Source organism: Streptomyces sp. NPDC050315 (genome assembly GCF_040655775.1).
GTDB lineage: Bacteria > Actinomycetota > Actinomycetes > Streptomycetales > Streptomycetaceae > Streptomyces.
The window spans coordinates 54,285-75,710 of record NZ_JBFAKN010000007.1; the positions used below are offsets into that span (position 1 = coordinate 54,285).

A 21,426-nucleotide genomic window follows, 5' to 3' on the forward strand; every position below is an offset into this window, starting at 1 on the left:
TCACCCAATGGGACTTGAAGAGAAGCTGCCCAGCGGCTTTCTGCTGAGCACCGTCGAACAGGCCGCGGGCTGGGTGCGCAAGTCATCGGTCTTCCCGGCGACGTTCGGGCTCGCGTGCTGCGCCATCGAGATGATGACCACCGGCGCCGGTCGCTACGACCTGGCGCGCTTCGGCATGGAGGTCTTCCGCGGCTCGCCCCGGCAGGCCGACCTGATGATCGTGGCCGGCCGGGTCAGCCAGAAGATGGCGCCCGTACTGCGCCAGGTCTACGACCAGATGCCGAACCCGAAATGGGTCATCTCCATGGGCGTCTGTGCCTCTACGGGCGGAATGTTCAACAACTACGCCATCGTGCAGGGCGTGGACCACATCGTCCCGGTCGACATCTATCTCCCGGGATGCCCGCCCCGCCCCGAAATGCTGATGGACGCCATCCTCAAGCTCCACGAGAAGATCCAGGGCTCCAAGCTCGGGGTCAACGCCGAGGAGGCGGCCCGCGAGGCGGAGGAGGCGGCGCTCAAGGCACTCCCGACGATCGAGCTGAAGGGGCTGCTGCGGTGAGCGACCCGAAGAACGGCGCGAGCGGGCCGAAGAACGGTACGACGGCCAACGGGGTCAATCCCGACAAGGAAATCGGCGTGGAGAACCTCCCAGGCCAGCGCCTGGACCACGGCGAGGTCATCGGCACCCGCAGGGGCATGTTCGGCGCCAACAACGGCGGCGACACCTCGGGGTACGGCGGGCTCGTACGGACGGTACGGCTGCCGGGGGCGAGCGCGCGGCCGTACGGCGGCTGGTTCGACGAGGTCGCCGACGAGCTCGAAGGCGCGCTGGAGGAGCAGGGGCTGGTCCCCGAGAACGTCATCGAGAAGACCGTCGTCGACCGCGGCGAGCTGACGTTCCACATCGAGCGGGAGTACCTCCCGGTCGTCGCGAAGACGCTCCGCGACGACCCGGCCCTCCGCTTCGAACTGTGCACCGGCGTCAGCGCCGTGCACTTCCCCGGCGACAAGGGCCGCGAGCTGCACGCCGTCTACCACCTGCGGTCGATCACCCACACCCGGCTGATCCGGCTGGAGGTCTCCGCGCCCGACGCCGACCCGCACATCCCGTCGGTCGTCAGCGTCTATCCGACCAACGACTGGCACGAGCGCGAGGTCTACGACTTCTTCGGTCTGATCTTCGACGGCCACCCGGCGCTCACCCGGATCATGATGCCGGACGACTGGCAGGGCTTCCCGCAGCGCAAGGACTACCCGCTCGGCGGCATCCCCGTCGAGTACAAGGGCGCCCAGATCCCGGCTCCCGACCAGCGGAGGTCGTACAGCTGATGTCCAACTCGTCCACTTCCCACGCGACTCCCCGCGAGACCACCGAGGGCACGGTCTACACCGTCACCGGTGGCGACTGGGACGAGGTCGTCGAGGCCGCCGCCAAGGCCGACGACGAGCGCATCGTCGTCAACATGGGCCCGCAGCACCCCTCCACGCACGGCGTGCTCCGGCTCATCCTGGAGATCGACGGCGAGACCGTCACCGAGGCCCGCTGCGGCATCGGCTACCTCCACACCGGCATCGAGAAGAACCTCGAATACCGCACCTGGACCCAGGGCACGACCTTCGTCACGCGGATGGACTACCTGACGCCGTTCTACAACGAGACGGCGTACTGCCTGGCCGTGGAGAAGCTGCTCGGCATCACGGACGACGTCCCGGACCGGGCCACGATCATCCGCGTACTGCTGATGGAGCTCAACCGGCTCTCGTCGCATCTGGTGGCCATCGCCACCGGCGGCATGGAGCTCGGCGCCACCACGATCATGATCTACGGCTTCCGCGACCGCGAACTGGTCCTGGACATCTACGAGCTGATCACCGGCCTGCGCATGAACCACGCGTTCGTCCGGCCCGGCGGCCTCGCCCAGGATCTGCCGCCCGGCGCCGTCGACCAGGTACGCGCCTTCGTGAAGAAGATGCGCAAGAACCTGACCGAGTACGACAAGCTCGCCACCGGCAACCCGGTCTTCAAGGGCCGCATGCAGGGCATCGGCCACCTGGACCTGGCCGGCTGCCTGGCCACCGGCGCCACCGGGCCGGTCCTGCGCTCCGCGGGCCTGCCGCACGACCTGCGCAAGTCCGACCCCTACTGCGGCTACGAGACCTACGACTTCGAGGTCCCGACCACCGACACCTGCGACGCCTACGGCCGCTTCCTGCTCCGCCTGGAGGAGATGCGGCAGAGCCTGCGGATCGTCGAGCAGTGCCTGGACCGGCTGGAGCCGGGCCCGGTCATGGTCGGGGACAAGAAGATCGCCTGGCCCGCGCAGCTCGCGCTCGGCCCGGACGGCCTCGGCAACTCCCTGGACCACATCAAGAAGATCATGGGCACCTCCATGGAGGCCCTGATCCACCACTTCAAGCTGGTGACGGAGGGCTTCCGGGTGCCGCCCGGACAGGCGTACGTGGCCGTGGAGTCCCCCAAGGGCGAGCTCGGGGTGCACGCGGTCAGCGACGGCGGGACCCGCCCGTACCGCGTCCACTTCCGCGACCCGTCCTTCACCAATCTGCAGGCCATGGCGGCCATGTGCGAAGGCGGCCAGGTCGCCGACGTCATCGTCGCCGTCGCGTCCATCGACCCCGTGATGGGAGGCGTCGACCGGTGACCACCAGTTCATCCGAGGGCGTCAGTCTGGGGATGCCGCAGCTCCCCGCCCCCGATTACCCGGCCGACGTACGGGCCCGGCTCGAAGCGGACGCGAAGGAGGTGATCGCCCGCTACCCCGGCGCGCGCTCGGCCCTGCTGCCGCTGCTGCACCTCGTCCAGTCCGAGGAAGGCCACGTCACCCGCACGGGCATCCGCTTCTGCGCCGAAATGCTGGACCTCACCACCGCCGAGGTCACGGCCGTCTCGACCTTCTACACGATGTACCGCCGCAAGCCGAGCGGCGACTACCAGGTCGGGGTGTGCACCAACACCCTCTGCGCCGTCATGGGCGGCGACGCGATCTTCGACGAGCTGAAGGAACACCTCGGCGTCGGCAACGACGAGACCACCGCCGACGGCAAGGTCACCCTCGAACACATCGAGTGCAACGCCGCCTGCGACTACGCGCCCGTCGTGATGGTCAACTGGGAGTTCTTCGACAACCAGACGCCGGAGAGCGCGAAGCAGCTGGTCGACGACCTGCGGGCCGGGCGGCCCGTCTCCCCGACCCGCGGCGCGCCCCTGTGCACGTACAAGGACACCGCCCGCATACTGGCCGGCTTCCCCGACCGGCGGGAGGGCGCCGTCGAGGCGACCGGCGGCGCGGGCGCCGCCTCGCTCGCCGGGCTCCGGCTGGCCAGGGGCGAGGAGCTGCCGGGCGGCACGGACCACGTCGTCGCCCCGCGCGCCGGCGACCGTCCGACCGACGAGGCACCTTCCGGGCGCGCGCCCGGCGAGGCCCCGGCGACCCATCCGAGCTCGCACGACGCGCCCCGAGACACCTCGGCGTCCGATCCTCACCACCCCGCCGGACCCGCCGCCGAGGAGGGAGAGTGATGACCTTGTCCACGGAATACGGTGGCCACTCGCAGCCGGAGGCCGGGGGAGAGACCAGCCCGGAGAAGCTGCTCACCCCCGTCCTGTCGGCCTTCTGGGACCAGCCGAACTCCTGGACCCTGGAGACCTACCGGCGGCACGAAGGCTACGAAGGCGCGCGCAAGGCACTGGCCATGGCCCCGGACGACGTCATCGCGTACGTCAAGGACGCGGGGCTGCGCGGCCGCGGCGGCGCCGGCTTCCCCACGGGCATGAAGTGGCAGTTCATCCCCCAGGGGGACGGCAAGCCGCACTATCTGGTGGTCAACGCCGACGAGTCGGAGCCCGGGACCTGCAAGGACATCCCGCTCCTCTTCGCGAACCCGCATTCCCTCATTGAGGGGATCATCATCGCTTGTCACGCGATCCGGTCGGAGCACGCTTTCATCTATCTGCGCGGGGAGACCGTGCCCGTACTGCGGCGCTTGCACGAGGCCGTACGCGAGGCGTACGCGGCGGGCTACCTCGGCAAAAACGTGATGGGGTCCGAACTCGACCTCGAACTCACCGTGCACGCGGGCGCGGGCGCGTACATCTGCGGCGAGGAGACCGCGCTGCTGGACTCCCTCGAAGGCCGGCGCGGACAGCCCCGGCTGCGTCCCCCTTTCCCCGCGGTGGCGGGCCTGTACGCCTGCCCCACTGTCGTGAACAACGTCGAGTCCATCGCGTCGGTTCCCGCCATCATGAACCGGGGCAAGGAGTGGTTCCGCTCGATGGGCAGCGAGAAGTCCCCGGGCTTCACGCTGTACTCGCTGAGCGGCCATGTCACCAACCCCGGCCAGTACGAAGCCCCGCTCGGCATCACGCTGCGCCAGCTGCTCGACATGAGCGGCGGCATCCGCCCAGGCCACCGGCTGAAGTTCTGGACCCCCGGCGGCTCGTCCACGCCGATGTTCACCGACGAGCACCTGGACGTCCCGCTGGACTACGAGGGCGTGGGAGCTGCCGGGTCGATGCTCGGCACCAAGGCTCTCCAGTGCTTCGACGAGACCACGTGTGTCGTACGGGCCGTGACGCGGTGGACCGAGTTTTATGCGCATGAATCGTGCGGTAAGTGCACGCCCTGCCGCGAAGGCACGTACTGGCTCGTGCAGTTGCTGCGGGACATCGAGGCCGGCAAGGGCCGCATGGAAGACCTCGACAAGCTGAACGACATCGCCGACAACATCAACGGCAAGTCCTTCTGCGCCCTCGGTGACGGCGCCGCCTCGCCGATCTTCTCCTCGCTCAAGTACTTCCGCGCGGAGTACGAGCAGCACGTCACCGGCAAGGGCTGCCCCTTCGACCCGGCCAAGTCCACCGCTTGGGCCGACAAGCACCTGGAGGTGAACGCATGACAGTGACCACTAATAACGCGCCCTCCGGGGGCGATGAGGCGGCGGTCCCGCCCGAAGACCTCGTGTCGCTGACCATCGACGGCATCGAGATCAGCGTGCCGAAGGGCACTCTGGTCATCCGGGCCGCCGAGATGCTCGGCATCGAGATCCCACGCTTCTGCGACCACCCGCTGCTGGACCCGGCCGGCGCCTGCCGCCAGTGCATCGTCGAGGTCGAGGGCCAGCGCAAGCCGATGGCCTCCTGCACGATCACCTGCACCGACGGCATGGTCGTGAAGTCCCAGCTCACCTCGCCGGTCGCCGAGAAGGCGCAGCGCGGCGTGATGGAGCTGCTGCTGATCAACCACCCGCTGGACTGCCCGGTCTGCGACAAGGGCGGCGAGTGCCCGCTGCAGAACCAGGCCATGTCCGCCGGACAGGCCGACTCCCGCTTCGAGGGCAAGAAGCGCACCTTCCAGAAGCCGGTGCCGATCTCCCAGCAGGTGCTGCTGGACCGCGAGCGCTGCGTACTGTGCGCCCGCTGCACCCGCTTCTCCAACCAGGTGGCCGGCGACCCGATGATCGAGCTCCTGGAGCGCGGCGCGCTGCAGCAGGTCGGTACCGGCGAGGGTGACCCGTTCGAGTCGTACTTCTCCGGGAACACCATCCAGATCTGCCCGGTCGGCGCGCTGACCTCGGCGGCGTACCGGTTCCGCTCCCGCCCCTTCGACCTGGTCTCCTCGCCGTCCGTGTGCGAGCACTGCGCGGGCGGCTGCGCGACGCGTACGGACCACCGGCGCGGCAAGGTCATGCGGCGGCTCGCGGCCGACGACCCCGAGGTCAACGAGGAGTGGATCTGCGACAAGGGCCGGTTCGCCTTCCGGTACGGGCAGCTGCCCGACCGGCTGGAGACGCCGCTCGTCCGGGACGCGGCCACGGGTGAGCTGACCCCGGCGAGCTGGCCCGAGGCGCTGGAGGCGGCGGCCCGCGGGCTCGCCGCGGCGCGGGGCCGGGCCGGGGTGCTGACCGGCGGCCGGCTCACGGTCGAGGACTCCTACGCGTACGCCAAGTTCGCGCGGACCGTCCTGGACACGAACGACATCGACTTCCGGGCCCGCGTGCACAGCGCGGAGGAGGCCGGTTTCCTCGCGGCGCAGGTCGCGGGGCGCGGCCGTGACCTGGACGGACAGGGAGTCACGTACCGCTCTCTGGAGGCCGCGCCCGCCGTCCTGTTGGCGGGCATCGAGGCCGAGGAGGAGGCGCCCGGCGTCTTCCTGCGGCTGCGCAAGGCGCACCGCAAGAACCGCCAGCGGACCTTCGGGCTCGCTTCGTACGCCACCCGGGGGCTCATCAAGGCGGGCGGCACGCTGCTGCCCGCGGCGCCCGGTACGGAGACGGAGTGGCTGGACGCGCTGGCGGGCGGGGTCGGGCTGGAGGGTGAGGGCCGGGCTGCGGCCGAGGCGCTGCGGGCCGAGGGCTCGGTGATCGTCGTCGGCGAGCGGCTGGCCGCCGTACCGGGGGCGCTCACCGCCGCGGTACGCGCTGCCTCGGCCACCGGTGCGCGGCTCGTATGGATCCCGCGCCGGGCGGGCGAACGGGGCGCCGTCGAAGCGGGCGCGCTCCCCGGGCTGCTGCCCGGCGGCCGGCCCGCGACGGACCCGCGCGCCCGCGACGAGGTCGCCCGCGCCTGGGGCGTGGCCGCGCTGCCGCACCGGCACGGCCGGGACACCGGTCAGATCCTGGAGGCCGCTGCCACCGGCGAGCTGAACGCCCTGGTGGTGGCCGGCGTCGGGGTCGAGGACCTGCCCGACCCGCGGCGCGCGGTCGAAGCGCTCGACGCCGTCGGTTTCCTGGTCAGCCTGGAGCAGCGGCCGAGCGAGGTGACCCGGCGCGCCGATGTGGTGCTGCCGGTGGCCGCCGTCGTGGAGAAGGCGGGCACGTTCCTCAACTGGGAAGGCCGGGCACGGCCCTTCGAGGCCGCGCTCAAGCCGGACCAGATGACGCGCCGCCATCTGCTCCCCGATGCGCGGGTGCTGCACATGCTGGCGGACGCGATGTCCGTGGCGGACGACTCGGTACCGGGTCTGGCGCTGCCGGACGTGCGTGCCGTACGGGCGGAGCTGGACCGGCTCGGCGGCTGGGACGGGCCGCCCGCCACCGGTGACGTCCTCGCCGGCACCGAGGCACGGGCGCTGCCCCGGCCCGGTACGGGCGAGGCGGTGCTCGCCGGGCACCGGCTGCTGCTGGACCTGGGGCGGATGCAGGAGGGCGACGCGGCGCTGGCCGGCACCCGGCACGCCGCGGTGGCCCGGATGTCCGCCGCCACCGCCGCCGAGGCGGGCCTCAAGGACGGCGCGGAGGTGCAGGTCACCGGCCCGCGCGGCGCGGTGACCTTCCCCCTCCAGGTCAGCGAGATGCCCGACCGGGTGGTGTGGCTGCCGCTCAACTCCCGGGGCGGCGGCGTCCCGTACGACACCGGAGCGAACCCCGGTGACCTGGTGACGGTCGCCGCGAAGACCGCGGGCCCGGCGGCCTTGGCGGACGGCACGGAGGTGGCGGAATGATGAGTCTCGCCGCGGAACAGCTGGCGCTCGGCGCGGACCGGATCGCGCTGGCCGCCGAGGACCTGAGCGTCTTCGGGCGCGACCCGTGGTGGCTGGTGGTCATCAAGGCGGTCTTCTGCTTCGCGTTCCTGATGCTGACCGTGCTCTTCTCGATCGTCTGGGAGCGCAAGGTCGTCGCCTGGATGCAGCTGCGCATCGGGCCCAACCGGCACGGCCCCTGGGGCATGCTCCAGTCCCTCGCCGACGGCATCAAGCTGATGCTCAAGGAAGACGTGGTCGTCAAGCGGGCGGACAAGGCGGTGTACGTCCTCGCGCCGGTCGTCGCGGCCATCCCCGCCTTCATGGCGTTCGCCGTCATCCCGTTCGGCCCGGCCGACAACGAGATCTCGATCTTCGGCCAGCGCACGACGATGCAGCTGACCGACCTGCCGATCGCCGTCCTGTACATCCTGGCCACGGCCTCGGTCGGCATCTACGGCATCGTGCTCGCGGGCTGGTCCTCGGGCTCGACGTACCCGCTGCTCGGCGGGCTCCGCTCCTGCGCCCAGATGATCAGTTACGAGATCGCGATGGGCATGGCCTTCGCGTCGGTGTTCCTCTACTCCGGCTCGATGTCCACCTCGGCGATCGTCGACGGACAGCAGAGCACCTGGTACGTCGCGCTGCTGCCGGTCTCCTTCCTGATCTACATCGTGGCGATGGTCGGCGAGACCAACCGTGCGCCGTTCGACATGCCGGAGTCCGAGGGCGACCTGGTCGGCGGCTTCAACACGGAGTACTCCTCCATCAAGTTCGCGATGTTCATGCTCGCCGAGTACGTCAACATGGTCACCGTCTCGGCGGTCGCGGTCACCCTCTTCCTCGGCGGCTGGCGGGCCCCGTGGCCGATCAGCACCGTCTGGGAGGGCGCGAACCACGGCTGGTGGCCGCTGCTCTGGTTCACCATCAAGATCCAGCTGCTGCTCTTCTTCTTCATCTGGCTGCGCGGCACGCTTCCCCGCGTCCGCTACGACCAGTTCATGAAGCTGGGCTGGAAGGTCCTCATCCCGGTCTCGATGGTCTGGCTGATGCTGGTCGCGACGGTGCGGGCGCTGCGGAACGAGGGGTACGACTTCCAGCGGATCGTGCTGTACGTCGGTGGCGCCGCGGTCGCCCTGTTGTTGATCTCCTTCGTCGCGGACTTCTTCCGCAAGAGCGAGAAGGAGCCCGAACCGGCTGCCGAGGAGCCCTTCGACGCGATGGCGGGCGGCTTCCCCGTACCGCCGCTGCCTGGGCAAACGCTGCCGCCGGTGCCGCGAAGGCGGTCGCGCCATCAAGATCGCGAGCTGATTGTCAGTGGCGGGGTCAATACTGACAGTGACGAAAATGGAAAGGGGGACAACGGTGTCTGATTTCCAGAATCCGGTGGCCGGCTTCGGCGTGACCTTCAAGGCCATGTTCAAGAAGCGGCTCACCGAGCAGTACCCGGAGGAGAAGAAGCCGACCGCGCCTCGTTTCCACGGCCGGCACCAGCTCAACCGCCATCCGGACGGCCTGGAGAAGTGCGTGGGCTGCGAGCTCTGCGCCTGGGCCTGCCCGGCCGACGCCATCTATGTGGAGGGCGCGGACAACACGGACGAGGAGCGGTACTCGCCCGGCGAGCGGTACGGCCGCGTCTACCAGATCAACTACCTCCGCTGCATCCTGTGCGGCCTGTGCGTCGAGGCGTGCCCCACCCGCGCGCTCACGATGACGAACGAGTACGAGCTCGCCGACCGCACCCGCGAGTCCCTCATCTACACCAAGGAGGAGCTGCTCGCGGGCCTGGAAGAGGGCATGGTCGACAGCCCGCACGCGATCTTCCCCGGCATGACGGAGAAGGACTACTACAGCGGCCTGGTGACCGAGGCCGCGCCGGGCACGGAGCGGCAGGTCGCGGTCAGCAAGGGCGAGCGGCCGGACGAGGGTCCGGCCGGGACGCCCGAGACCCCGGCGCCCACGGCCGAACGCCCGGCGGGGACGGGGGTGGAGGCATGAGCAGCGCGGTACTGGCCGCGGCCTCCGCGACCTCCACGGGCGAGGCGGTGCAGTTCTGGATCCTCGGCACGGTCGCCGTGGTCGGCGCGCTGGCCACGGTCCTGATGAAGCGGGCGGTGCACAGCGCGCTCTCGCTCGCCGCCACCATGATCATCCTGGCGGTCTTCTACCTCGCCAACGGCGCGTACTTCCTCGGCGTCGTCCAGATCGTCGTCTACACCGGCGCGATCATGATGCTCTTCCTCTTCGTGGTCATGCTGGTCGGTGTCACGGCGGCGGACTCCCTCAAGGAGACGCTCAAGGGCCAGCGCTGGCTGGCGGCCGGCGCCGGGCTCGGCTTCGGCATCCTGCTGATCGCCGGCCTCGGCAACGCCTCGGTGACGCACTTCAACGGCCTCGGCGAGGCCAACGCCGGGGGCAACGTGCAGGGCCTGGCGGCCCTCATCTTCACCAAGTACGTCTTTGCGTTCGAGCTCACCGGCGCGCTGCTGATCACCGCGGCGGTCGGCGCGATGGTCCTCACGCACAAGGAGCGCACCGAGCGCGCCAAGACCCAGCGCGAGCTGGCCGAGCGCCGCGTACGCGAAGGCACGCAGGTCACGCCGCTGCCCGCGCCGGGTGTGTACGCCCGGCACAACGCGGTCGACGTGCCCGGCCTGCTGCCCGACGGCACCCCCTCCGAGCTCACCGTCAATCCGACCCTGCGCAAGCGCGGCCAGATCCGGGACGTGTCGGGGGAGTCGCTGGCGGAGCTGGCGGCGCTGGAGCGGCGCTCCTCGGAGTGGCTGGAGCGCGGCGAGGACCCGACCCGCGGCGAGCAGGCCCGGGAGCGCGGCGAGGAGGCCACGCGATGAATCCGATCAACTACCTCTATCTGGCGGCGCTGCTCTTCACCATCGGCGCGGCCGGGGTGCTGATCAGGCGGAACGCCATCGTGCTCTTCATGTGCGTCGAGCTGATGCTGAACGCCTGCAATCTCGCCTTCGTGGCCTTCTCGCGGCTGCACGGAAATCTGGACGGCCAGATCATTGCGTTCTTCACGATGGTCGTCGCCGCGGCCGAGGTCGTGGTCGGCCTGGCGATCATCGTGACGATCTTCCGTACCCGCCATACGGCCTCGGTCGACGACGCCAGCCTGATGAAGCTGTAAGGGGTCGCACTCGTGGAATCTCTGATCGCGCTGCTCGTCGGGGCACCACTGGTCGGTGCGGCCGTGCTGCTCTGCGGCGGCAAACGCCTGGACCGTACGGGCCACCTGCTCGGCACGCTGCTCGCGGTGGTGTCGTTCGTCATCGGCCTGGTGCTGTTCGCGGACATGCTGGGCAGGGGCGCCGAGGACCGCGCCCTGCACCAGCACCTCTTCAGCTGGATCCCGGTGGGCGGCTTCCGGGCCGACGTCGCCTTCCAGCTCGACCAGTTGTCGATGACGTTCGTGCTGCTGATCACCGGTGTCGGATCGCTGATCCACATCTACTCGATCGGCTACATGGAGCACGACGAGCGGCGCCGCCGCTTCTTCGGCTATCTGAATCTGTTCCTCGCGGCGATGCTGCTGCTCGTCCTCGCCGACAACTACCTCCTGCTGTACGTCGGCTGGGAGGGCGTCGGCCTCGCCTCGTACCTCCTCATCGGGTTCTGGCAGCACAAGCCGAGCGCGGCGACGGCGGCCAAGAAGGCGTTCCTGGTCAACCGGGTCGGCGACATGGGCCTGTCCATCGCGATCATGCTGATGTTCACCACCTTCGGGACGTTCGCTTTCGGCCCGGTGCTGGGCGCGGCGACCGACACCAGCGAGGGCATGCTCACCGCCATCGGGCTGATGCTGCTGCTGGCCGCGTGCGGCAAGTCCGCACAGGTGCCGCTGCAGTCCTGGCTGGGTGACGCGATGGAGGGCCCGACCCCGGTCTCGGCCCTGATCCACGCCGCCACGATGGTCACCGCGGGGGTCTACCTGATCACCCGCTCCGGCGCGATCTTCAATGCGGCGCCGGACGCGCAGACCGCGGTGGTCGCGGTCGGCGCGGTCACGCTCCTCTTCGGTGCGATCGTCGGTTGCGCGAAGGACGACATCAAGAAGGCCCTCGCGGGCTCGACGATGTCGCAGATCGGGTACATGATCCTCGCGGCCGGGCTGGGCCCGATCGGGTACGCCTTCGCGATCATGCACCTGGTCACCCACGGCTTCTTCAAGGCGGGCCTCTTCCTCGGCGCCGGTTCCGTGATGCACGGGATGAACGACGAGGTGGACATGCGCCGTTACGGCGGCCTGCGGAAGTACATGCCGGTCACGTTCGTGACGTTCGGCCTGGGCTATCTCGCCATCATCGGCTTCCCCGGCCTCTCCGGTTTCTTCTCCAAGGACAAGATCATCGAGGCGGCGTTCGCCTCGGGCGGCACCCAGGGCTGGATTCTCGGGGGAGCGGCCCTGCTCGGCGCCGGGATCACCGCGTTCTACATGACGCGCGTGATGCTGATGACCTTCTTCGGCGAGGAGCGCTGGCGCAAGGCCCCGACGCCGTCACCGGCCGAGCCGAGCGTGGAGCCCGCGGCCGAGACCAGGGGCGAGTACGAACCTCCGCATCCGCACGAGTCGCCGAAGTCCATGACGCTCCCGATGATCCTGCTGGCCTTCGGATCGGTCTTCGCGGGCGGACTGTTCAGCATCAACGAGGCGTTCGTGCACTGGCTGGAGCCGGTCACCGCCTTCGAGCACGGCCACTCCCCGCTCAGCGCGGCCGCGGTGACCTCCGCGACCATCGTGGTGCTGCTGCTCGGCGTCGCCCTCGCCTGGCTCCAGTACGGCCGCAAGCCCGTACCGGCCGTGGCGCCGCGCGGCTCGTTCCTCACCCGCGCCGCCCGGCGCGACCTGCTCCAGGACGACTTCAACCACGTCGTACTGGTCCGCGGCGGCGAGCAGCTGACCCGCGCGCTGGAGCAGATCGACCACTCCGTCGTCGACGGCGCGGTCAACGGCACCGCGGTGTCGGTCGGCGGTCTCTCCGGCCGGCTGCGCCGCCTGCAGACCGGTTACGTCCGCTCCTACGCCCTGCAGATGCTGGGCGGCGCCGCGGTGCTGGTCTTCGCGACCCTGCTGATGAGGGGTGTCTGAGCCATGTCGTTTCCCCTGCTGACGGCCGCGGCCGCGGTCCCGGCGATCGGTGCGGTGGCCACGGCCGCGGTGCCCGCCGCGAAGCGCACCGCCGCCAAGTGGCTGGCGCTGCTCTTCTCGCTGGCCACGCTGGCGCTGGCGCTGGTGATCGCGGTCCGCTTCGACCCCGGCGCCAAGGGCCCGTTCCAGCTCACCGAGTCGCACGCCTGGATCGCCGACTTCGGCGTGCGGTACGAGCTCGGTGTGGACGGCATCGGGGTGGCGCTGATCGCGCTGACCGCGCTGCTGGTCCCGTTCGTGATCCTGGCGGGCTGGCACGACGCCGACCCGCTGGAAGAGGACAACTCGAACCGTCGTTGGCGCCCGACCCAGGGCCTCTTCGCGCTGATTCTCGCCGTCGAGGCGATGGTGATCCTCTCCTTCGAGGCCACCGACGTCTTCCTCTTCTACATCTTCTTCGAAGCCATGCTCATCCCGATGTACTTCCTCATCGGAGGCTTCGGGGACCGGGCCGGCGCGCACGACGCCACGGAGGGCGCGGCCCGGCGCTCGTCCGCCGCGGTGAAGTTCCTGCTGTACAACCTCGCCGGCGGCCTGATCATGCTGGCCGCGGTGATCGGCCTGTACGCCGTCACCGCCGACCAGCTCGGCACCGGCACCTTCTCGCTCCAGCAGATCGTCCAGGCCCGCGCGGCCGGCGAGCTGACCATGGGCGCGGGCACGGAGCGGCTGCTCTTCCTCGGCTTCTTCTTCGCCTTCGCGGTGAAGGCGCCGCTGTGGCCGCTGCACACCTGGCTGCCGGGCGCCATGGGCGAGTCCACGGCGCCGGTCGCGGTGCTGATCACCGCGGTGGTCGACAAGGTCGGCACGTTCGCGATGCTCCGCTTCTGCCTCCAGCTCTTCCCCGAGGCCAGCAAGTGGGCCACGCCGGTGATCCTCGTCCTGGCGCTGATCAGCATCCTGTACGGCGCGCTGCTCGCGGTCGCCCAGCGGGACATCAAGCGCCTGATCGCGTACGCGTCCATCTCCCACTTCGGCTTCATCGTCCTGGGCATCTTCGCGATGACCAGCCAGGGCCAGGGCGGCGCGACGCTGTACATGGTCAACCACGGGATCTCGACGGCGGCGCTGATGCTGGTCGCCGGCTTCCTGATCACCCGCCGCGGCTCGCGCCTCATCGCGGACTACGGCGGCGTGCAGAAGGTCGCGCCGGTGCTGGCCGGCACGTTCCTGATCGGCGGTCTCGCCACGCTGTCGCTGCCCGGCCTCGCGCCGTTCGTCAGCGAGTTCCTGGTCCTGGTCGGCACGTTCAGCCGGTATCCGGTCATCGGCATCATCGCCACGGTGGGCATCGTGCTGGCCGCGCTGTACGTCCTCGTGCTGTACCAGCGCACGATGACCGGGCCGGTCAAGGCCGAGGTGCAGGGGATGCCCGACCTCAAGGCCCGGGAGCTGGTGGTGGTGGCGCCGCTGATCGCGCTGCTGCTCTTCCTCGGCGTCTACCCGAAGCCGCTGACCTCCATCGTCAATCCGGCGGTGGACCACACGCTGTCCGTCGTGGACAGGCAGGACCCCAAGCCCGACGTACGGGTCAATGCCGAGCCGCATGAGGCCGGTTCCGATCGAGATGCGGAGGCCGCGAAGTGACATCCGTGGCAGCGGTCCACAGTCTGTGGACGATGGCGGACGGGGCGGCCGGTTCCCCGTTGGCCCCGGACGGCCCCGGCAGGATTCCGGCGCCGCACATCGAGTACGCACAGCTGGCGCCGACCCTGATCGTGCTCGGCGCGGCCGTGCTGGCCGTGATCGTCGAGGCGTTCTGGCCGCGCCGCGGCCGGTACTACGCGCAGGTGCTGCTCTCCGTGGTCGCGCTGGCCGCCGCCTTCGCCGCGGTCATCGGCCTCGCGGCGGGCGGCTTCGGCAGCACGAAGGCCCAGGTCGCGGCGATGGGCGCGCTCGCGGTGGACGGCCCGGCGCTCTTCCTTCAGGGCACGATCCTGCTGGTCTCGCTGATCGCCGTCTTCACCTTCGCCGAGCGCCGCCTGGACCCCGCGGCGCACGGCCGCCCGGTGGACTCCTTCGCGGCGCAGGGTGCCGCGGTCCCCGGCGGCGAGGCCGAGAAGGCGGCCGTCAAGGCCGGCTTCACCACCACCGAGGTCTTCCCGCTCGCCCTCTTCGCGATCGGCGGCATGCTGGTCTTCCCGGCGGCCAATGACCTGTTGACGCTCTTCGTCGCGCTGGAGGTCTTCTCCCTCCCGCTGTACATCCTGTGCGCGCTGGCCCGCCGCCAGCGGCTGCTCTCGCAGGAGTCGGCGGTGAAGTACTTCCTGCTCGGCGCGTTCTCCTCGGCGTTCCTGCTCTTCGGCGTGGCCCTGCTGTACGGCTACGCGGGCACGGTGACGTACGCGGGCATCGCCGAGGTCGTCAGCGACGGCGCCAAGCAGATCGACCCGGCGCTCGCCGACACCATGGGCAATGACGCGCTGCTGCTGATCGGCGGCGCGCTGGTGGTCATGGGCCTGCTGTTCAAGGTCGGCGCCGTCCCGTTCCACATGTGGACCCCGGACGTGTATCAGGGCGCGCCGACCCCGGTGACCGGCTTCATGGCCGCCGCCACGAAGGTCGCCGCGTTCGGTGCGCTGCTGCGCCTGCTGTACGTCGCGCTGCCGGGCCTGCGCTGGGACTGGCGCCCGGTGATGTGGGGCGTGGCGATCCTGACGATGCTGGCCGGCGCGGTCATCGCGCTCACCCAGACCGATGTGAAGCGGCTGCTGGCGTACTCCTCGATCGCGCACGCGGGCTTCATCCTGGCCGGTGTGATCGCCACGAGCAAGGACGGCATCTCCTCGGTGCTCTTCTACCTGCTGGCGTACTCCTTCGTGACGCTCGGCGCGTTCGCGGTGGTCACGCTGGTGCGGGACGCGGGCGGCGAGGCGACGCAGCTGTCCAAGTGGGCGGGGCTCGGGCGGCGTTCGCCACTGGTCGCGGCCGTGTTCGCGGTGTTCCTGCTGGCCTTCGCCGGTATCCCGCTGACCTCCGGGTTCGCGGGGAAGTTCGCGGTGTTCAAGGCGGCGGCGGAGAGCGGCGCGGGCTGGCTGGTCGTGATCGGTGTGCTCTCGTCGGCGGTCGCCGCGTTCTTCTACATCCGGGTGATCGTCCTGATGTTCTTCAACGAGCCGAAGGCGGACGGCCCGACGGTGGCGGTGCCCAGCCCGCTGACCATGACGGCCATCGCGGTCGGCGTGGTGGTGACGCTCGTCCTGGGCGTCGCGCCGCAGTACTTCCTCGACCTGGCGGGGCAGGCGGGGGTCTTCGTCCGCTGACCCTGGCGCGGTCTCCGTACGCACAAAGCTGCCCGGCACTCCCGCGAGGGGTGCCGGGCAGCGGCGTACGGACGCAGTACGGCCGGGTACGTCAGCCGCTCTGCTGGAAGCCGTCCAGCGACGAGGGGTCGATGGACGGCAGGTCCGTCGTGCCCTCGGTCCGGGTGAAGACGGACTCCTTGCCGGAGGCCCAGCGCACGGTGAGCTTCTTGCCCTCCAGGCTCTGCACCGTGCCCGCGGAGTGTGCGGTGTCGCCGTCGGTGCACTTGAAGGCGAGCTTGATCGGCTCGCCGTCCACGACCTTGCCGCCGCAGGACTTCTTGCCGATCAGTACCGCCTCGTGCTTCGAGACGGACAGGATCAGCAGGCCCTTGTCGGCGTGCAGCGCGTTCGTGGTCCAGCCGCCCTCCAGGGACGCCACGGAGACGTCGCCACCGGGCGTCTGTCCGCCCGACGACGCGGACGGCGACGGCGACTCCGACTTCTTCGCGCCACCGCCGGTGCCGCCGCCGGTGTCGCTGCCGCCACTGCAGCCGGCGAGCAGGACCACGGCCGCGACGGCCGTGGCGAACTGAATGCCCTGCGCTGCCTTGCGCACGTACGTCTCCTCCGTTGTGGGACAGATTTCGTGAGGCTAGCAGTCACGCGCATGACAACAGCCCCGGCAGCACCGTGAGATGCCTCCTGCCCGACGGGCAGCAGCAACCCATTCCGCACCAGTCATCCGAGACATACCTAAAGAGTTAGCAATGTCCGGAAATGGATTGGCGAGCCGCCTACCGGGGTTCTAGCGTCCTCACGGGGCGCGGCCGGGGTGGGGCTGTGGCCATAGGGGGGACACGTGGCTCATGCCAGCACGCGGTTCACGGTCGACCGGACCGTGCCAGGGCTGATGGTGAAGATCGGTGATTATCCGCTGCATCACGGCGGGGTGGGGGCAATCCGCAGCCTGGGACGGCTGGGTGTCCCCATGTACGCGATCACGGAGGACAGATACACGCCCGCCGCGGCGTCGCGGTACCTCAAGGGGCGGTTCGTCTGGCCGACGACCGGCCGCGAGGACCCGGAGCGGCTGGTCGACGGCCTGCTGCGGATCGGCCGCCGGATCGGCCGGCCGGCCGTCCTCGTACCGACCGACGAGGAGGCCGCGGTACTGATCGCCGAGCACGCGGACGTCCTGGGCGACCGCTTCCTCTTCCCGCGCACGCCGCCCGGGCTCTCCCGCAGACTCGCCAGCAAACAGGGCCTGCACGAACTGTGCACCGAACACGGCATCCCGTCCCCCCGGACGGCCTTCCCGCAGAGCCGGGCGGACATCGAGGACTTCGCCGCGCACGCCCGCTTCCCGGTCGTCGCCAAGAACCGGGAGGCGTTCCAGCGCCGCAGCCGGCCCGCCGTGAACGGCACCACGCGCATCGCGGACGCCGCCCACCTCCGGCATCTCGCCAAGGGCTGGGGCCCGCACCCCGGCGTGATCCTCCAGGAGTACCTCCCGCGCGAGGAGGCCGAGGACTGGATCGTGCACGCGTACTTCGACGGGGAGAGCGCGGCGCTGACCATGTTCACCGGGGTCAAGGTCCGCTCCTGGCCGCCGCACGCCGGGATGACGGCCTGCGCGTACGTCGTGGACAACCCCGAACTCGCCGAGATGACCGCCCAGTTCATCAAGCGCATCGGCTTCAGCGGCATCGTCGACCTGGACTGGCGCTACGACCGCCGGGACCGGCGCTACAAGCTGCTGGACTTCAACCCGCGGATGGGCGCGCAGTTCCGGCTCTTCGAGAACGAGGCGGGCATCGACGTCGTCCGCGCCCAGCACCTGGACCTGACCGGGCGCGAGGTGCCGGAGGGCGAGCAGCGGGCCGGGCACCGCTTCGTGGTGGAGAACATCGACCTGCCCGCCTGGCTGGCGTACCGCCGCAGCGGCTACACCACCCCGCATGTGCCGGGCCGTCCGGTGAGCACGGAGCTGGCCTGGCTCGCCGCCGACGACATGAAGCCGTTCTTCACCATGCTCGCGCGGTTCGTCCGGCCGGGCGCCAAGCACCTGTGGCAGATGTGGCGCGACCGGTCGGGCCGGTGTCACGAGCGCTGAGACACCCATTCCCGCGCGACGGTCCCGGGCAGCGCGGTCCGGGCCGTACCGCCACGCAGTACGACGCATCAGCAGCACCCTGGGGAGGGAAACCCGAGTGAACACTCCGGTAGCAGTCATCGGCGCAGGCCCCTTCGGCCTGTCCACCGCCGCTCATCTCCGCGCACGCGGCATACCTGTACGCACCTTCGGCCGCCCGATGGTGAGCTGGAGCGAGCACATGCCGGCGGGCATGATCCTGAAGTCCACGCCATCGGCGTCCAGCATCGACGCCCCGCAGCCCGGCCACACGCTCGTCGACTACTGCGCGGCCGCGGGGGAGCGGCGGTACGAGTCCGACTGGGACATCATCCCGGTGGAGACCTTCATCCGGTACGGACAGTGGTTCCAGGAGCGGCTGGTGCCGGACCTGGAGGAGGTCCGGGTGGTCTCCGTCGACCGGCAGCGGGCCGGTTTCGAGCTGAAGCTGGACAGCGGTGAGCAGTTCAGCGCCCGTGCGGTGGTCGTGGCCACGGGACTCACCGGCTTCGCGCACGTGCCCCCGGAGCTGGCCGACGCCGTACCGGATGGACCGTCCCCCACTGGGCCCATCTCGCACAGTTCCCAGCACGCCGACCTGTCCGGGTTCGCGGGCCGTGAGGTCCTGGTCGTGGGCGCCGGGCAGTCGGCGCTGGAGAGCGCGGTGCTGCTCGCGGACGCCGGTGCTTCGGTGCGGGTGGTGGCCCGGGGCCGGCAGGCCGTCGGCTTCGGCGCGCCGCCGGACCGGCAGCCGAAGCTGCGCCCCGAGACGCCGTTCGGCAACGCCTGGTCGCTGTACGCCTTCTCGTACCACGCGGGCGGCTTCCGCTATCTCCCGGCGCCGTCCCGGCAGTTCCTGGTCAAGCGGGTGCTGGGGCCGCTGGGCGCGTGGTGGCTGCGGGACCGGTTCGTGGGCCGGGTGCAGGTGAGCGCCGGGCGGCGGATCGTACGGGCCCGGGTGGAGGACGGCCGCGCCGTGCTGTCGCTGCGCGGTGACGACGGGTACGACGGCGAGCTGGCCGCCGATCATGTGCTGGCGGCGACCGGGTACCGGGTGGACCTGAGCGCGCTGGACTTCCTCGGGCAGGGGCTGCGGACGGAGCTGGCGATGGGCGCGGGTGGGCCGCGGCTGGGTGCGGGCTTCGAGTCGTCGGTGCCGGGGCTGTACTTCACGGGGCTGCCGGCGGCGGCCAGTTATGGGCCGGTGATGCGGTTCGTTTGTGGCACGGAGTACGCGTCGCCTCGGCTTGCGGCTTCCCTCGCCGGGCGGCGGTAACGCTCCGCGGGGGCGGTTTGTCGGCTGCGGCGCCGTCGTGGCTGGTCGCGCAGTTCCTCGCGCCCCTGAGCGGGCGGGCCTGCACGGCAATGCCGTACAGGCCCGCCCGTTCTTCGGTGCTCAGACCGCCGTGCGCGGGATTCGGCGCTCCCACGTCCGGCGGAAGATTTCCTCCTCGCCGTCGTGGCAGACGACCTCGTTGCGCGTGACGAAATTCCCGCCCTCGGTGGTGATCTCCGAGCGGGTCCGGATCCGGGCGTCCCAGCCCTGGTCCGGGCGGTGCAGGCGGATCGACCAGTCCGAGCGGGTCGTCGCGCTCTCCGGGTCGGCGCTGTCGATGCGGTACGTCTCCAGCGCGTCCTCGGTGAACTCCAGGCCGTCCGGGTAGATCCGGGTGCCGCCGTAGCGCGGGTCCACCTCCAGCGTCCAGGTGCCGGCCGCGACGTCCCGGATCACCTTGCGCTCGGGCCGCTGGTCACCGGCTTCGGGGAAGACCACGCCGAGCGGCTCGGACTGCTCGGGCACCTCGAAGGTGATCTCCGGCTCCTCGGTGCCCGGGGTGCGGACCGGGAGTTCGACGGTGCTGGCGGCCGGGTCGACCGTCCAGCCCGCCTCGCTGCCCGCGTGCGGCCAGATCCACGGCCAGTACGCGGAGGAGAGCGCGACACGGATGCGGTGCCCGGCCGGGAACGCGTGTCCGATGCCGTTCAGCTCGAAGGTCACGTCCTCCGTGGCGCCCGGCGTCCACTCCACGGCCCGGTCCCGGCCGTGCCGGGTGAGGAGGTTCAGTACGCCGCGGGTGACCAGCGTGGACGAGCCGTCCGGCGCCACGTCGCAGATCCGGGCGATGACCTGGCCGCGGGGCACCTCGGAGGTCAGCCGCAGGGTGACCCGGGGCCGGCCCAGGATCTCCACCCGCTCGGTCAGCTCCGGCAGGTCGAAGCAGACCGAGCGGCCGTCCTCCTCGCGCTGGTCGGGCGGCAGGTCGGCGTCGTTGCCGAAGGGGAAGTAGCGGCCCGCGTCGACGCCGGTGTGCTGCGGCGAGCGGACCAGCAGCGGCCGGTCGCCGGGCAGGGGGTACGCGGTCGGCGTGACGTTCGGCGAGGGCCAGGCGGGGTCGGCGACCCAGCGGCCCGGCAGCGTGTCGTACACCGTGGCCGGCGGGTGCGACTCGCTGATCCACGCGCGCAGCAGCGGGTCGTCGTCGACGCCCCGGTCCTCGCCCTTGAGCCAGTGGTCCCACCAGCGCAGCGTCTCCTGGAGGAAGCCGATCGCGGGGCCCGGCGGCAGGCCGCGGTCCGGATACTGGTGCGACCAGGGCCCGATGAGGCCGCGCACGGGCGCGTCGAGGTGCTGGACCAGGCGCAGCGCGGTGTCCCGGTACGGATCGTGCCAGCCGCCGACCGCGAGCACCGCCGCCTTGATCGCCGAGTAGTCCTCGCAGACGCTGCCGTGCTGCCAGTACGCGTCCCGCGACTGGTGGTCCAGCCAGGTGTGGAGGAACGGGTCGACGGCTTCGAGGCGGTCCGTCCACTGCTTGCGCCAGCCCTCGCCGACCTGCGCGGGGTCCGGCGGCCGGGAGACGAAGGCGAGCATCGTGGCGGCCCAGGCGTGCATGTCGACGGCGAGCAGCGAGCCGCCCATGTAGTGCACGTCGTTGTCGAACCGGTCGTCCGCCGAGCAGACCGTGACGATCGCCTTGAGCGCCTCGGGCGCACGCGCTGCCAGCTGGAGGCTGTTGAAGCCGCCCCAGGAGATGCCGAACATGCCGACCTTGCCGGAGCACCACGGCTGCGCGGCCAGCCACTCGATGACGGCCTCGCCGTCGGCCAGCTCGGTCTCGGAGTACTCGTCGGTCGGCAGGCCCTCGGAGTTGCCGTGGCCGCGGACGTCGACGCGTACGGAGGCGTAGCCGTGGCCCGCGTAGTACGGGTGGCGCTGGGCGTCGCGCGGCGCGGTCCAGTCGCTCAGCCGGTAGGGCAGGTATTCGAGCAGCGCGGGGACGGGCTCGGTGCTGTACGGGCGCCAGATCCGGGCGTAAAGCTGGGTGCCGTCAGGGAGCGGGATGCGGACGTCCTCGCAGAACGTCCGGTACGGGAAGTCGGTGCGGATGCGCATGGTGCCGGTCC

Annotated in this window: 17 protein-coding genes; 15 read left to right on the plus strand and 2 right to left on the minus strand. The window is 70.7% G+C overall.

The annotated features are described in order from the left end of the window. Positions 1-7 precede the first annotated feature (7 nt). The 13 genes from AB0I82_RS25635 to nuoN are packed head-to-tail and all read left to right on the plus strand — an operon-like array spanning position 8 to position 15,908. Entirely contained in the window at positions 8-562 is a 555-nt protein-coding gene (locus tag AB0I82_RS25635; RefSeq protein WP_030262584.1) for an NADH-quinone oxidoreductase subunit B, read from the plus strand. Then, positions 559-1,332, plus strand: coding sequence for an NADH-quinone oxidoreductase subunit C (locus AB0I82_RS25640; RefSeq protein ID WP_363259718.1), 774 nt, complete (start codon positions 559-561; stop codon positions 1,330-1,332). The genes AB0I82_RS25635 and AB0I82_RS25640 overlap by 4 nt, the downstream gene beginning before the upstream one ends. Then, the gene (locus AB0I82_RS25645) at positions 1,332-2,663 is read left to right on the plus strand and encodes an NADH-quinone oxidoreductase subunit D (RefSeq protein WP_363259719.1); all 1,332 of its coding nucleotides are present in this window, start codon (positions 1,332-1,334) and stop codon (positions 2,661-2,663) included. The genes AB0I82_RS25640 and AB0I82_RS25645 overlap by 1 nt, the downstream gene beginning before the upstream one ends. Then, the gene (gene nuoE / locus AB0I82_RS25650) at positions 2,660-3,541 is read left to right on the plus strand and encodes an NADH-quinone oxidoreductase subunit NuoE (RefSeq protein ID WP_363259720.1); all 882 of its coding nucleotides are present in this window, start codon (positions 2,660-2,662) and stop codon (positions 3,539-3,541) included. The genes AB0I82_RS25645 and nuoE overlap by 4 nt, the downstream gene beginning before the upstream one ends. Next, complete coding sequence (nuoF, locus tag AB0I82_RS25655) at positions 3,541-4,917, plus strand: NADH-quinone oxidoreductase subunit NuoF (RefSeq protein WP_363259721.1); 1,377 nt, start codon at positions 3,541-3,543, stop codon at positions 4,915-4,917. Before nuoE ends, nuoF begins: the two co-directional genes overlap by 1 nt. Then, entirely contained in the window at positions 4,914-7,460 is a 2,547-nt protein-coding gene (locus tag AB0I82_RS25660; RefSeq protein ID WP_363259722.1) for an NADH-quinone oxidoreductase subunit G, read from the plus strand. The genes nuoF and AB0I82_RS25660 overlap by 4 nt, the downstream gene beginning before the upstream one ends. Further along, the gene (gene nuoH / locus AB0I82_RS25665) at positions 7,460-8,851 is read left to right on the plus strand and encodes an NADH-quinone oxidoreductase subunit NuoH (RefSeq protein WP_363259999.1); all 1,392 of its coding nucleotides are present in this window, start codon (positions 7,460-7,462) and stop codon (positions 8,849-8,851) included. The genes AB0I82_RS25660 and nuoH overlap by 1 nt, the downstream gene beginning before the upstream one ends. After that, positions 8,844-9,476 (plus strand): NADH-quinone oxidoreductase subunit NuoI, encoded by a 633-nt coding sequence (gene nuoI / locus AB0I82_RS25670; RefSeq protein WP_030262610.1) that lies wholly within the window; start codon positions 8,844-8,846, stop codon positions 9,474-9,476. Before nuoH ends, nuoI begins: the two co-directional genes overlap by 8 nt. Continuing rightward, the gene (locus tag AB0I82_RS25675) at positions 9,473-10,330 is read left to right on the plus strand and encodes an NADH-quinone oxidoreductase subunit J (RefSeq protein ID WP_363259723.1); all 858 of its coding nucleotides are present in this window, start codon (positions 9,473-9,475) and stop codon (positions 10,328-10,330) included. The genes nuoI and AB0I82_RS25675 overlap by 4 nt, the downstream gene beginning before the upstream one ends. Further along, entirely contained in the window at positions 10,327-10,626 is a 300-nt protein-coding gene (gene nuoK / locus AB0I82_RS25680; protein ID WP_030262617.1) for an NADH-quinone oxidoreductase subunit NuoK, read from the plus strand. The genes AB0I82_RS25675 and nuoK overlap by 4 nt, the downstream gene beginning before the upstream one ends. 12 nt (positions 10,627-10,638) lie before the next feature. Next, on the plus strand, positions 10,639-12,585 hold the full coding sequence (gene nuoL, locus AB0I82_RS25685; RefSeq protein ID WP_363259724.1) for an NADH-quinone oxidoreductase subunit L: 1,947 nt from the start codon (positions 10,639-10,641) through the stop codon (positions 12,583-12,585). 3 nt (positions 12,586-12,588) lie between these two features. Next, positions 12,589-14,232: an NADH-quinone oxidoreductase subunit M gene (locus AB0I82_RS25690; protein ID WP_363259725.1), complete on the plus strand. Its 1,644-nt coding sequence runs from the start codon at positions 12,589-12,591 to the stop codon at positions 14,230-14,232. Continuing rightward, positions 14,229-15,908 (plus strand): NADH-quinone oxidoreductase subunit NuoN, encoded by a 1,680-nt coding sequence (gene nuoN, locus AB0I82_RS25695; RefSeq protein WP_363259726.1) that lies wholly within the window; start codon positions 14,229-14,231, stop codon positions 15,906-15,908. Before AB0I82_RS25690 ends, nuoN begins: the two co-directional genes overlap by 4 nt. 91 nt (positions 15,909-15,999) lie before the next feature. On the opposite strand, the gene AB0I82_RS25700 is transcribed toward nuoN, so the two are convergent. After that, positions 16,000-16,506: a hypothetical protein gene (locus AB0I82_RS25700; RefSeq protein ID WP_363259727.1), complete on the minus strand. Its 507-nt coding sequence runs from the start codon at positions 16,504-16,506 to the stop codon at positions 16,000-16,002. 294 nt (positions 16,507-16,800) lie between these two features. On the opposite strand from AB0I82_RS25700, the gene AB0I82_RS25705 reads away from it, so the two are divergent. Next, positions 16,801-18,003: an ATP-grasp domain-containing protein gene (locus AB0I82_RS25705; RefSeq protein WP_363260000.1), complete on the plus strand. Its 1,203-nt coding sequence runs from the start codon at positions 16,801-16,803 to the stop codon at positions 18,001-18,003. A gap of 97 nt (positions 18,004-18,100) precedes the next feature. After that, positions 18,101-19,297, plus strand: coding sequence for an NAD(P)-binding domain-containing protein (locus AB0I82_RS25710; RefSeq protein ID WP_363259728.1), 1,197 nt, complete (start codon positions 18,101-18,103; stop codon positions 19,295-19,297). Positions 19,298-19,417: 120 nt separating this feature from the next. Here AB0I82_RS25710 and AB0I82_RS25715 read toward each other — a convergent pair whose 3' ends face one another. Further along, complete coding sequence (locus tag AB0I82_RS25715) at positions 19,418-21,415, minus strand: CocE/NonD family hydrolase (RefSeq protein ID WP_363259729.1); 1,998 nt, start codon at positions 21,413-21,415, stop codon at positions 19,418-19,420. Positions 21,416-21,426 lie beyond the last annotated feature (11 nt).